Here is a 13,030-nt window from a genome sequence, read left to right as displayed (position 1 = left end):
GCAAGGTCAGGCGCTACAAAACTCAGGTCGGGCAAGTGTCCTTGCCGTTATCCAGCCCCTGTTTGTAGACATGGCTCTGCAAACTGGCCTTGCCGTTGTGCCACTTCAGGGTCAGCACATACAGCGAATCGAAGTCATCGCCGGCCCAGTCATCGGTGATCTTCTGCCGCTCGCCCACTGCGTTGCCGGCGACCTTATTGATCAGATCCGGCAGATAACCGTGAGACCAGGCGGTGTAGATCGTCGAGTTGTGGTACTTCTCGTCCAGCAGCTCGCGGGCCAGATCGCTGGTGTCGTTGGCGGAGAACTCGATGTTCACCGGCAGGCCGAGCTTGATCGCGGCCGGGCTGATGGTCATCAGCGGACGAATGTAGCTGTAGGAATTATCCAGTTCGCCTTCCTCGACGTTGCGCGTCGGGTTGGCGGCGAACACGTAATCGGCCTTGCCGAATTTTTCCGGCAGCAGCGTCGACAGGTCGATAGCGCGGTTCAGGCCCTGGCAGTTGAGCTGGCCGAGGCCGCCTTCGGGCTTTTCCGCGTGGCGCAGGAACACCAGCGTCTGTGTGCCGTCCGCCGGTTGTGCGCGGCTTTCGCTGGATTCGAGGGACAGAAAAAGCGCGCTGACTGCCAGCAGGGAGGGCAGGGCCACGTACGCGCGATGTTTGAAACGTTTGGCGAAACTCATCAGATTCGTCATCAATTCGAGGGTTCTTCAGCAAAATCGGTTAAGGCTGACAAACCTTGGCACCGCGGGCTCCCAGCACCGGGTGTTTCCCTGTCGTGAACAGCTTCCTCTGCGAGAAAGGCATAACTCTGAGTCCTGTAACGCCGTTTGGTTCGTTCCAGGCCAGTGCGCAGCACTCTAGCGGCAACCTTTGCGGGCATGCAGGCAGGTTAGCGACAGGATGTTACGGTTCGTGTAGGCGCAGCGGCAGGCCTACTTTATGATCGGTTTTCAATTTGTGACTGGATGCTTCCAATGACCGATCTGTCTGCATTCCCGATTACTCAGAAATGGCCGGCGCAGTACCCGGACTGGATTCAGCTCTACTCCCTGCCGACCCCCAACGGCGTCAAAGTGTCGATCATGCTCGAAGAGATTGGCCTGCCGTACGAGCCGCACCGCGTCGGTTTCGACACCAACGACCAGACCTCGGCGGAATTTCTCTCGCTGAACCCGAACAACAAGATCCCGGCGATCCTCGACCCGCATGGCCCGGAAGATAAACCGCTGCCGCTGTTCGAATCCGGCGCGATCCTGATTTATCTGGCCGACAAGAGCGGTCAGTTGCTCGCTCAGGAAGGCGCGCTGCGCTATGAGACCCTTCAATGGCTGATGTGGCAGATGGGCGGCATTGGCCCGATGTTCGGCCAGCTCGGTTTCTTCAACAAATTTGCCGGCAAGGATTACGAGGACAAGCGTCCACGCGATCGGTATGTCGAGGAGAGCAAACGCCTGCTGAATGTGCTCAACACTCGCCTCGAAGGCCGCGACTGGATCATGGGCGAGCGCTACACCATCGCCGACATCGCCACGTTCCCGTGGGTGCGCAATCTGCTCGGGTTTTATGAGGCGGGGGATCTGGTCGGGATTGAGAATTTCCCCAATGTCACACGGGTGCTGGAGCGGTTTCTTGCTCGCCCGGCGGTCATTCGTGGCCTGACCATCCCGTCCTGACTTTCAGTTGTACACATGCCCCCTGTGGGAGCTGGCTTGCCAGCGATGAAGCCAGCACAGTCAACATCATTGGTGACTGACCTGCCGCCATCGCTGGCAAGCCAGCTCCCACAGGAATTTGAAATGTACATGCAAGATTATTACAAGCCCGGTAACGCTCTCTTGATTGATCCAGGTTTGTCCCGCACCCGCCGCAAGGCATAAGCTTCGCCCCCTACGACTTTCGTCTCATCCGCTGTTTTCAGGAAAGGCCCCATGTCCAGTCAGTTCCCCGAAGCACGTCCCCGCCGTCTGCGCCGCAATGCGAGCCTGCGCAGTCTGTTCCAGGAAACCGAGTTCAGCCTGAACGATCTGGTGCTGCCAATCTTCGTCGAGGAAGACATCGACGACTTCGTGCCGATCACCAGCATGCCCGGCGTGCAGCGCATTCCCGAGCGCAAACTGGCCAGCGAAATCGAGCGCTATGCCCGTGCCGGCATCAAGTCGGTGATGACTTTTGGCGTGTCCCATCATCTCGATGCCAACGGCAGCGACACCTGGCGCGAAGACGGTCTGGTCTCGCGCATGTCGCGCATTGCCAAGGACGCCGTGCCGGAAATGATCGTGATGTCCGACACCTGCTTCTGCGAATACACCGATCACGGCCATTGCGGCGTGATGCACAACCACGAAGTCGACAACGACCAGACTCTGATCAACCTTGGCAAACAAGCCGTAGCGGCCGCCCGCGCCGGGGCTGACGTAATCGCACCGTCGGCAGCAATGGACGGCCAGGTGCGCGCGATTCGCCAGGCGCTCGACGCCGCCGGCTTCACGCAGATTCCGATCATGGCTTATTCGACCAAATTCGCTTCGGCACTCTACGGCCCGTTCCGCGAGGCTGGCGGCAGCGCGCTCAAGGGCGATCGCAAAAGCTATCAGATGAACCCGATGAACCGCCGCGAAGCCCTGCGCGAATCGCTGCTCGATGAGCAGGAAGGTGCCGATGCGCTGATGGTCAAACCGGCCGGCGCCTACCTCGATATCATCCGCGACATTCGCCAGGCCTCGAACCTGCCACTGGCGGCGTATCAGGTCAGCGGCGAATACGCGATGATCAAGTTTGGCGCCCAGGCTGGGGCGATCGATGAGGATCGCGTGGTCCGCGAAAGCCTTGGCGCAATCAAGCGTGCCGGGGCGGATCTGATCTTCACTTACTTTGCGATGGATCTGGCGTTGGCCGGGATCTAAGCCGCACTTCGTACCCCTGTGGGAGCGAGCCTGCTCGCGAAGAGGCCGGATCAAGCACCACAAAAACCAAAAAGGCCACGCAACCATGAAGCTGCGGGGCCTTTTTTACGACGCGATGACGCTTAGAAGTCGATCGTCCCCGACAACTTCGCCACTCGCGGTTCGCCCTGGGTCAGGTAGCCGCCCTGAGCCGATTCCCAGTACTTCTTGTTCGCCAGGTTCTCAACACCGAACCGCACGGTCACGTCCTTCTCCGACACCTTGAACGCATAACGCGCGCCTGCATCGAAGCGGTTCCACGTTGGCAGGCTGAGGTTGTTCGCCGCGTCGGCGTATTGCCCGCCGGTGCGCAGCATCCGCGCATTCAGCGCAACGCCTTGCAGGCCCGGCACGTCCCAATCCACGCCAGCGTTGAACTGGAAGGTCGGCACGCCGATGGCGTGGTTACCGTCGTTGGCGCCGTTGAGGGTGTTTTTCAGTTCAGTGTCCATCAGCGTCAGGCCGCTGATCAGGCGCAGGCCGTCGATCGGCTCGCCGAAGACGTTCATCTCCACGCCTTTGTTGATCTGCTCGCCTTCGCGCACGTAGGTGCAAGTGGTAGCGCTGTTGATTTCGCAGTAGCCGTCGCTTGGCTGTTCGATGCGATAAACGCCCAGGCTCGCGCCGTAGGTGCCCATGTCGACCTTAACGCCCAGCTCGGTCTGCTTGGAGCGCTTCGGTGCGTAAACCTCGTTGCCGTTGGTCACGCGGAAACCGCCAGAGCTGGTCGGCGAAGTCGGCCCTTGGGCCAGGCCTTCGATATGGTTGGCGTAGAACGACACATGCTCCCACGGCTTGAACACGATGCCGTACACCGGCGTGGTGATCGATTCGTCGTAGCTCGACGAACGCGGGCCGCTGCCGTAGCTGGCGTAGCTGTAACCCTGCACCACCAGTTGCTGACGACGCAGACCGGCCGTGACCAGCAGGCGATCATCGAAGAAACCGAGGGTGTCGGAAATTGCCACGCTTCGGTTGAAGGTCTTGCCGACGATGCCCGGATCGTTGAGATCGCCACCGGCGAAGTTGCCTACCGGCGCTGGGGTAGTGATCGGGTGATAGATGTTGTTCGAGTAGCGGGTCAGGTCGAAGTCATAGGCACTGCGCTGCTCGGCCCAGATCCCGGTCAGGCCGAAATTCAGCTTGTGGCTGACCGGGCCAGTGTTGAATTTGCCGTTGAGACCGGCCATGACGCTGGTGTTGTCCTCGTCATGCGGGACGAACGAGCCGGTGGTGAACGAGGCGCCGCTGTTGCCAACCAGCGTGGTCGAGTTGTACCGGCCGACTTCACGGGTGTGCTTGGCGCCACCGGCGGCGTAGGCGGTCCAGTTGTCGTTGAGGTCGTACTCGGCGCGGAGCATGCCGAAGGTGTCTTCGATGTCGGTGTAACCCCATTTCGGCGCGTAGTTGGTGTCCGCCGATGGCGCGTCCGGGATGTGCGTGGCGGTGCCGAGGTTGACCGAGCTGCGGCCACCGTTGACGCGTTCCCTCTGATAGGCAAAGTCGCCGGAAACCCGCAGCGCATCGCCGCGATAATCCAGACCGATGGCGAACAGTTTCGAGCGCTGGTTCTCGTGATCGATGCCGGTGTCGCCTTCGCGCTGCGACAGGTTGACCCGCGCGCCGAAGCGGTTGTCTTCACCGAAACGCTGGCCAATATCGAAGTGATGACCGATGCGGCCTTCGCTGTTGATGTCGGTGGTGTAACGGCGCAGCGGCACATCGCCCGCGCGTTTGGGTTGCAGGTTGACGCCGCCGCCGATGCCGGAACCGGTCGGGGTCACGCCGTTGATGAAAGCGTTGGGGCCTTTGAACACTTCCACGCGCTCCAGCGCATCGGTGGAAATGATCTGCCGGGGCAACACGCCGTACAGGCCGTTATAGGAAATATCATCGCCATTGAGCGGCAGGCCGCGAATCATGAAGACCTGCGCCTGGTTGGAGAAGCCCGAGGCTTGGCGCACCGAGGAATCGTTGAGCAGTACATCGGCGACGTTTTCCGCCTGCTGATCCTGGATCAGTTGCTCGGTGTAGGACGCCGCGCTGAACGGCACGTCCATCATGTCCTGATTGCCGAGCACGCCCAACTGGCCGCCGCGCGCGACCTGACCGCCAGCGTAGACCGGGGGCAGGGCGTTGGGTGCAGGGGCTTGGGCATTGACGTTGACGTCGTCGAGCACCAGTTCTTTGCTGTTGTCTTCAGCAGCGTGAGCGGTGACGGTCAGGGAGCACAGCAGGGCGAGCAAAGTCGGGCGAAATGGAGCGCCGAGTCGAGCTGAAGCGGGCATGTCGGATACCTGGAGGCGAGCGGCCAAAGAAAAATAAGGGCGGCGCGGAACTCCTTGCGCTAATGCGACTCCAGGCGCGAATGATAGGGTTTCGCAGTAACGTTTTGCAATCAGTTTGTCATCAGCCTTGAAGGCGCTGCCGAAGGCATGGGTCGCGATCGGACGATCTTTTGATTTTGTCTTTTAAAACAAGATCAAAAGATCGCAGCCTGCGGCAGCTCCTACGGGGATTGTGTATCGTGGCCTCGGGTTCACGGATTGGAAAAGTGCATGTACACCTCAAGATTGATCATCGCCCTCGGCGCCGTGCTGCTGCTCGCCGGTTGCGCCAGCCAGCGCAGCAACGAACCGGCGCCGCGTCCGCCGGCCGAAGTGAAGGCTGAAATCGTTCGGCTGTTGCCGGCAAAAACTGCCGACCGTCAGGGTTGGGCCACGGACATCTACGCCGCGTTCGCCGCGCAAGGCATCAACACCACCACCCAAAATCTGTGTTCGGTATTGGCCGTGGCCGAGCAGGAATCGACTTTCCAGGCTGACCCGACGGTGCCCGGCCTGGGCAAGATCGCCCGCGACGAAATCGACCGCCGCGCCGCCAAGGTGCACATCCCCAGCCTGCTGGTCAGCGGCGCCCTGCAAGTGCGCTCGCCCAACGGCAAGACCTACAGCGAACGACTGAATGCGGCGCGCAGTGAAAAAGAGCTGAGCGCGATATTCGACGACTTCATCGGCATGGTGCCGATGGGCCGTACGCTGTTCGGCGGCTTCAACCCGGTGCACACCGGCGGGCCGATGCAGGTCAGCATCGAATTCGCCGAGGAGCACGCCAAGGATTACCCGTACCCGGTGGACGGCACGATTCGCCGTGAAGTGTTCAGCCGGCGCGGCGGCATGTATTTCGGCATCGCCCATTTGCTCGGCTATCCGGTGAATTACCGCGAGCCGCTGTATCGCTTCGCCGATTTCAACGCCGGCTGGTACGCCAGTCGCAATGCCGCGTTTCAGAATGCGGTCAGCCGCGCTTCCGGCATCCCCCTGACCCTGGACGGCGACTTGATTCGTTACGACTCGATCATGCCCGGCAGTACCGAACTGGCGGTGCGCACCCTCGGCAAGTCGCTGGGCATGCGCAACCCGACGATTCGCGATCAACTGGAGAAGGGCAAAACCCTAGAATTCGAAGAGACCAAACTCTATCAGCACGTGTTCGAACTGGCGGAGCGGGCCGAAGGCAAGGCGTTACCGCGCGCGGTATTGCCGGGGATTGTGCTGCAGAGTCCGAAGATCACCCGCAAACTCACCACAGCCTGGTTCGCCAAACGCGTGGACGAGCGCTACAAGCGCTGCATGGCCAAGGCCGGATAAAACACGCAGACATAAAAAACCCGGCTGCGGGAGCCGGGTTTCTCTGCGGTGTTGCGCTTGCAGTCATGCATCAGGCAACACGGCGTTCGATCAGACGATCCGAACCACCTTCAGCAACACGGCGTTCGATCAGACGATCCGAACCACCTTCAGCAACGCGGCGTTCGATCAGACGATCCGAACCACCTTCAGCAACGCGGCGTTCGATCAGACGATCCGAACCACCTTCAGCAACGCGGCGTTCGATCAGGCGATCCGAACCACCTTCAGCAACGCGGCGTTCGATCAGACGATCCGAGCCACCTTCGGCAACGCGGCGTTCGATCAGACGATCCGAGCCACCTTCGGCAACGCGGCGTTCGATCAGACGATCGGAACCACCTTCGGCCAGACGGCTTTCGATCAGCTTGTCCGAACCGCCTTCGGCGATCATGGTGTGCGCCGGGGTGGCGGCGAAAGCGTTAACTGCGAAAACCGAGAAAGCAATGCTGAGAAGAGTCTGGCGTTTCATGATGGTGTGCTCCGGGGTGTTGTTGGTTGGTATGGAGCTGATGTTACGCCCGGAATTTTTTATGAGAACTTCATTGCCGTGATGGTGAACATCGACGTCGATGATGGTTGCGGACAACCGCGTAGCAGAGCCTCAGAGCACCTTCACCGCACGCCCGATCGCCTGAATCGGCCCGGTCGGTTTGCCGATCGGTGAGCCATTGGCGCCTTCCAGCGTCAGCTCAAACAGCTGGTTCGGTTGCAGCGGCGGCAGTTTGTCCAGCGGCACCGACAAAGCCTGCCCGGGTTTGACCAAGCCCAACGACACCGGCCCCGACCAGCCGTCAGCCTTGGTCCAGAACTCCAGCGCCTTGTCCGCCGGCACCTCGACCACGCCCAGTGGAATCAACTGGATCTCCCGCGCATTGCTCGCCTGAATCACCCAGCCCGGCGCCTTGTCCTGCGGCGCCACCAGCACCACCAGATAACTCGGTTTCGGCGCAGTCTGCGTCAGCACCATCGTACCCAGAATCAGCGTTGCAGCCAGGCCCGCCGCACTCAAACCGCGCCACAGCGGCAGCAGATTCCACCACGAGGTCAGTGGTTTCTTCACCGTCAACCGTTCGAGACTGCGCTCGATACGTGGCCATAACTGCGCCGAGGGTTGCTGAGGTTCGGCCAGATCGGTCAGCTCCAGCAGACGTCGCTCCCATGCGTCGACTGCCGCGCGCAACTCAGGATCGTTCGGCAGGCGCCGTTGCACCTCGATGCGCTGTTCGAACGACAAGGTGCCGAGCACGTATTCGCCGGCCAGTTCATCCCGTTCCTGCGCTGATTCGCCGGTCATCCCATGCACTCCCGCAAAGCATTGAGGCTGCGCTTGATCCACGCTTTGACCGTGCCCAGCGGCGTGTCCAGGCGCGCGGAAATCTGCGCGTGGCTGTATCCGTCGACGTAGGCATGGAGGATGCAGCTGCGCCGCTGCGGTTCCAGTTGCTCGAGGCAGCGATGAATGCGCGCCGAGTGAACATCGACCGCCTCATCAGGCGCCGCTGCCTCATGTTCTTCACTGAACGGCGTTTCCCGACTTTGCTTGCGCAACTGATTCAACGCCAGGTGCCGGGTCACGCTGAACATCCAGCCCCGCGCCGAACCCCGCGCCGGGTCGAACCCGGCCGCACCGTGCCAGATCTTGATGAACGCCTCATGCACAATGTCCTCCGCCAGCGCCGTATCGCGCACCAGCCGCTTGGCCACGCCGAGCAGGCGCGGGCCTTCCTGCACATACAAATCGCGCAAAGCCGCGCGCTCGCCCCGGGCACAGGCGGCGAGGCGGGCTTCGTAATCGAAAACGGATTCGGGTAAAGGCATGGGGTGCAATCTAGCTCACATTTCCCAAACATCCAGAGGCATGGTTCCCTGTGGGAGCGAGCCTGCTCGCGAATGCGGTGGGTCAGAAAGTAATAAGGCGACTGACACTCCGTCTTCGCGAGCAGGCTCGCTCCCACAGGATTGTGCACTGCTTCCGAATATCAGTTCGCCGCCCAGAAAATATAATCCGCCTGGTACTTCACCACTTCCTGCTTGCCCTTGTTCGCCATGGTGCACTCACTGCCCGGCGCGACGCCGCCCTTGAGCGCGACACGCTGGATGTAGCTGACCCCGGTCATCGCGCCTTTGCCCTCGGCCGGATTGGCCTTGACCAGTTGATAGGGCAGGTTGCCCGGGCTCGACGGTGCCACGGCCAATTGCGTGCCGGTGACTTTCGAACCGTCCTTGGCTTGCCAGGTCGCTGGCGGGCCGAAATAGGTGCCGACCTGTTTGCCGCTGCGATCATTGAGCACCGCTTTCGGGCCGACAAAGGTCCACTCGGTCTGCCCGGCCATATTGGGTTTGTCGCGGCATTCGTAGGTGATCTCGCCAACCCCGGTGGTTTCCAGGGCAATCTTGTGCCCGTCCGGCACCTTGATCGCGTCGGGATAACTGCTCTGGGCGAAGGTGGTCGCGGTGAAGGCGAGCAAACCGGTGAAGCCAATCAGCTGGGTGATGTTCATCCGATGATTCTCCGAAAAGGGTAGGGCGCTGACAGCACCAGAGTGGGCTGTTACAGGGACTACCCGTGGCGGAGGCGATTGGATGCAGTGCCGGAAAAATATTTTTGGATCACCTCTATACCTGTGGGAGCTGGCTTGCCAGCGATGGCGTCGTGTCAGCAGACATCGATTTTTCTGATACACCGCAATCGCTGGCAAGCCAGCTCCCACAAGGTTCTTCATCAGGCTTCAGGCCGGAGGCTTTCAGGAGTTCCTGGGTGTATGGATGTTTCGGCGCAGCGAAAATCTCCCGCGACGAGCCTTGTTCAACCACCTTGCCATCCTTGATCACCATCAAGTCATGCGCCAGCGCATGTACCACCGCCAGATCATGGCTGATGAAGAGGTACGTCAGCCCATGCCTGATCTGCAACTGGCGCAGCAACTCCACCACTTGCTTCTGCACCGTGCGATCCAGGGCCGAGGTCGGTTCGTCGAGCAGGATCAGCGCCGGTTCCAGCACCAGTGCGCGGGCGATGGAGATGCGCTGGCGCTGGCCGCCGGAAAACTCGTGGGGGTAGCGATGGCGGCTTTGCGGATCGAGGCCGACTTCCTCCAGCACGCGAATCACCGCTGCCTCGCGCTCGGCCTCGCTGCCGATGCCGTGGGTCAGCAAGCCTTCGGCGATGATCTGCTGCACCGACATGCGCGGGCTGAGGCTGCCGAACGGGTCCTGAAACACCACCTGAATCTGCCGGCGCAACGGGCGCATCAGGCGCTGATTGAGCAGGCTCAACTGCTTGTTGCCGAAACGGATATTGCCCTCTGATTCGACCAGTCGCAGGATCGCCTGACCCAGCGTCGACTTGCCAGAACCCGACTCGCCGACGATGCCCAACGTCTTGCCGCGTTGCAGGGTGAAACTGACCCCGTCCACCGCTTTGATGTAATCCTGCTGACGGCTGAAGAGTTTTTTCGGCAGGGGAAACCACACCTTCAAATCATCAACTTCCAGCAGGTTGTGCTCGTATTCACTGGGCACTGGCGCGCCGCTCGGTTCAGCCTCGATCAATAAGCGGCTGTAAGGATGTTCCGGCGCCTGGAACAGCGTCTCGCAATCGGCCTGCTCAACGATCTCGCCTTGACGCATTACGCACACACGCTGAGCGATTCGGCGCACCAGATTGAGGTCATGGCTGATCAGCAACAGCGACATGCCGAGGCGCTGCTGCAACTCGATCAGCAGCTCAAGAATCTTCTGCTGTACGGTTACGTCCAGCGCCGTGGTCGGCTCATCGGCAATCAACAGTTCCGGCTCGTTGGCCAGCGCCATGGCGATCATCACCCGTTGCCGCTGCCCGCCAGAGAGTTGATGCGGATAGGCTTTGAGTCGCTGCAACGGCTGGCGAATACCCACCAGTTCCAGCAGCTCCAGCGTCCGCGCGCGGGCGGCGCGGCCCTTGAGGCCCTTGTGGATTTCCAGCACTTCGCTGATTTGCTTTTCCACCGTGTGCAGCGGGTTCAGCGAAGTCATCGGCTCCTGGAAAATCATCGCAATGCGATTGCCACGCAAACCGCGCATCTGCTGTTCGCTGGCGTGCAGCAAATCGACGCCGTTGTAGCGAATCGCGCCGCTGCTGCTGACGCTCTTGCCAGGCAGCAGGCGCAGGATCGAATGCGCCGTCACCGACTTGCCCGAGCCGGACTCACCGACCAGCGCCAGACACTCGCCACGGCGAATATCGAGGTTCACACCGTGCACCACTTCTTGCCCTGCGAAGGCGACGCGCAGGTCGCGGATCTCGATTAAATGGTCTTGCATGTCAGCTCCTCGGATCAAAGGCATCTCGGCACGCTTCACCGATGAAAACCAACAAAGACAGGATCAGCGCCAGGGCAAAAAACGCCGTCAGCCCCAGCCACGGTGCTTGCAGATTGCGTTTGGCCTGGCCGATCAGTTCACCCAGCGATGCGGTGCCGGCGGGCATGCCAAAGCCGAGGAAATCCAGCGCGGTCAGGGTGGCGATGGCGCCGGTGAGAATGAACGGCAGGTAGGTGAGGTTGGAGGTCATGGCGTTGGGCAGAATGTGCCGGCGCATCAGTTCGCTGTCGGTCAGGCCCAGCGCCCGCGCGGCTTTCACGTATTCGAGATTGCGTCCACGGAGGAACTCGGCGCGCACCACGTCGACCAGCGCCAGCCAGGAAAACAGCGCCATGATCCCCAGCAGCCACCAGAAACTCGGCGAGACGAAGCCGGACAGAATGATCAGCAGATACAGCACCGGCAACCCCGACCAGATTTCCAGTACGCGCTGCCCGAGCAAGTCGACCCAGCCGCCGTAATAACCCTGTAAAGCCCCGGCGAGAATGCCGATCAACGCGCTGATCGCGGTGAGGATCAGCGCGAACAGAATCGAGATCCGCGTGCCGAAAATCACCCGCGCCAGAACATCGCGAGCCTGATCATCGGTGCCCAGCCAATTGCTCGAAGACGGCGGGCTGGGCGCCGGTTCGGTGAGGTCGTAGTTGACCGTGTCGTAACTGAACGGGATCGGCGGAAACAGCATCCAGCCGCCCTGATCCTCGATCAGTCTGTGTACGTAGTTGCTGGCGTAATCCGGCTGGAACGGCAACTCGCCGCCGAAATCGGTTTCCAGATAATCGCTGAGGATCGGAAAGTAAAAGGCGTCGTGGTAGCGGATCACCAGCGGCTTGTCGTTGGCGATCAGCTCGCCACCGAGGCAGATCAGGCACAGGCCGATAAACAGCCACAGTGACCAGCGCCCACGGCGGTTGGCCTTGAATTGCGCGACGCGGCGCTGGCCCAGAGGCGACAGTGTGAACATCAGGCAGTCCTCGCCGAGAAATCGATGCGCGGGTCGAGCAGGGTGTAGCAGAGGTCGCCGATCAGCTTGATCAGCAGGCCGAACAGGGTGAACAGAAACAGCGCGCCGAACACCACCGGATAGTCACGCGACACCGCCGCTTCGTAGCTCATGCGCCCGAGGCCGTCGAGGTTGAAGATGGTTTCGATCAGCAGGGAACCGGCGAAAAACACTTCGATCAGTGCCGACGGCACGCCGGCCACCACCAGCAGCATGGCGTTGCGAAACACGTGGCCGTACAGCACGCGCCGCTCGGTCAGGCCCTTGGCTCGTGCGGTGATCACGTACTGCCGGCTGATCTCGTTGAGAAAGCTGTTTTTGGTCAGGATCGTCAGCGTGGCGAAGCCGCCGATCACCAGCGCCGTGACCGGCAGTACGAGGTGCCAGAGGTAGTCGCCGACCTTGCCCAATGTGCTGAGGCTGTCGAAGTTGTCCGACACCAGCCCTTGAACCGGAAACCAATTGACGTAACTGCCCCCGGCGAACACCACGATCAACAAAATGGCGAAGAGAAACGCCGGCATCGCATAGCCGACGATGATCGCGGTACTGCTCCAGACATCGAAGGCGCTGCCGTTCCTGATTGCCTTGCGAATGCCCAGCGGGATTGAAATCAGGTAGGTGATCAGCGTCGCCCACAAGCCCAGCGACAGCGACACTGGCAGCTTCTGCACGATCAGGTCGGTGACCTTGGCGCCGCGAAAGAAGCTGCTGCCCAGATCCAGTTGTGCGTAGTTTTTCAGCAGCAGCCACAGGCGTTCGTGCAGCGGTTTGTCGAAGCCGTAATGGTGTTTGATTTCCTCGATCAGCGCCGGGTCCAGCCCACGGCTGCTGCGCCCGGCACCGCCGACCGCCGCGACCTCGCCGCCACCGCCCATGCTGTGCCCGCCAAAGCCTTGCAGGCGGGCGATGGCTTGTTCCACCGGGCCGCCGGGCGCGGCCTGCACGATAAGAAAATTCACCACCAGAATGCACAACAGCGTGGGGATGATCAGCAGCAATCGGCGACTCAGATAACGCAGCATG

The 13,030-nt window shown here is 61.1% G+C and carries 12 protein-coding genes; 3 read left to right on the top strand and 9 right to left on the bottom strand.

What is annotated here, in order from left to right; genetic code table 11:
- Nucleotides 1-22 precede the first annotated feature (22 nt).
- A complete protein-coding gene (locus BXA01_RS06265) occupies nt 23-697 on the bottom strand; it encodes a hypothetical protein (RefSeq protein ID WP_024013504.1) in 675 nt (224 codons plus the stop codon).
- 282 nt (nt 698-979) lie between these two features.
- Between BXA01_RS06265 and BXA01_RS06260 the strand changes: the two genes are divergently transcribed.
- Together BXA01_RS06260 and hemB are read left to right on the top strand one after the other, a co-directional pair.
- Nucleotides 980-1,678 carry a glutathione binding-like protein gene (locus tag BXA01_RS06260; RefSeq protein ID WP_056788645.1) on the top strand — a complete coding sequence of 233 codons (699 nt, stop codon included), beginning with the start codon at nt 980-982 and terminating at the stop codon, nt 1,676-1,678.
- 255 nt (nt 1,679-1,933) lie between these two features.
- Nucleotides 1,934-2,908: a porphobilinogen synthase gene (hemB, locus tag BXA01_RS06255; RefSeq protein ID WP_016775388.1), complete on the top strand. Its 975-nt coding sequence runs from the start codon at nt 1,934-1,936 to the stop codon at nt 2,906-2,908.
- Between the two features lie 122 nt (nt 2,909-3,030).
- Here the strand turns inward: hemB and BXA01_RS06250 are convergent, their stop codons facing one another.
- Nucleotides 3,031-5,235, bottom strand: coding sequence for a TonB-dependent receptor (locus tag BXA01_RS06250; RefSeq protein ID WP_076563592.1), 2,205 nt, complete (start codon nt 5,233-5,235; stop codon nt 3,031-3,033).
- Nucleotides 5,236-5,505: 270 nt separating this feature from the next.
- On the opposite strand from BXA01_RS06250, the gene BXA01_RS06245 reads away from it, so the two are divergent.
- The gene (locus tag BXA01_RS06245) at nt 5,506-6,597 is read left to right on the top strand and encodes a DUF1615 domain-containing protein (RefSeq protein ID WP_076563591.1); all 1,092 of its coding nucleotides are present in this window, start codon (nt 5,506-5,508) and stop codon (nt 6,595-6,597) included.
- Between the two features lie 70 nt (nt 6,598-6,667).
- On the opposite strand, the gene BXA01_RS06240 is transcribed toward BXA01_RS06245, so the two are convergent.
- The 7 genes from BXA01_RS06240 to BXA01_RS06210 form a co-directional block, all read right to left on the bottom strand.
- Entirely contained in the window at nt 6,668-7,108 is a 441-nt protein-coding gene (locus BXA01_RS06240; protein WP_071172976.1) for a phage infection protein, read from the bottom strand.
- A 132-nt stretch (nt 7,109-7,240) separates the two neighbouring features.
- Nucleotides 7,241-7,933 (bottom strand): anti-sigma factor, encoded by a 693-nt coding sequence (locus tag BXA01_RS06235; RefSeq protein ID WP_076563590.1) that lies wholly within the window; start codon nt 7,931-7,933, stop codon nt 7,241-7,243.
- A complete protein-coding gene (locus tag BXA01_RS06230) occupies nt 7,930-8,457 on the bottom strand; it encodes a sigma-70 family RNA polymerase sigma factor (protein WP_076563589.1) in 528 nt (175 codons plus the stop codon). The genes BXA01_RS06235 and BXA01_RS06230 overlap by 4 nt, the downstream gene beginning before the upstream one ends.
- Nucleotides 8,458-8,618: 161 nt before the next feature.
- Nucleotides 8,619-9,140, bottom strand: a complete 522-nt coding sequence (locus tag BXA01_RS06225) for a DUF3455 domain-containing protein (protein ID WP_016775383.1) — start codon at nt 9,138-9,140, stop codon at nt 8,619-8,621.
- A gap of 115 nt (nt 9,141-9,255) precedes the next feature.
- The gene (locus BXA01_RS06220; RefSeq protein WP_231991017.1) at nt 9,256-10,941 is read right to left on the bottom strand and encodes an ABC transporter ATP-binding protein; all 1,686 of its coding nucleotides are present in this window, start codon (nt 10,939-10,941) and stop codon (nt 9,256-9,258) included.
- Nucleotide 10,942: 1 nt separating this feature from the next.
- On the bottom strand, nt 10,943-11,965 hold the full coding sequence (locus BXA01_RS06215; protein WP_076563587.1) for an ABC transporter permease: 1,023 nt from the start codon (nt 11,963-11,965) through the stop codon (nt 10,943-10,945).
- Nucleotides 11,965-13,029, bottom strand: a complete 1,065-nt coding sequence (locus tag BXA01_RS06210; RefSeq protein ID WP_076563586.1) for a microcin C ABC transporter permease YejB — start codon at nt 13,027-13,029, stop codon at nt 11,965-11,967. The genes BXA01_RS06215 and BXA01_RS06210 overlap by 1 nt, the downstream gene beginning before the upstream one ends.
- Nucleotide 13,030 lies beyond the last annotated feature (1 nt).

The organism is Pseudomonas sp. B10 (genome assembly GCF_900156235.1).
Classification (GTDB): Bacteria; Pseudomonadota; Gammaproteobacteria; order Pseudomonadales; family Pseudomonadaceae; genus Aquipseudomonas; species Aquipseudomonas siliginis.
The sequence above is the reverse complement of the archived record's forward strand: the minus strand, read 5'-3'. Positions and strand labels throughout refer to the sequence as shown.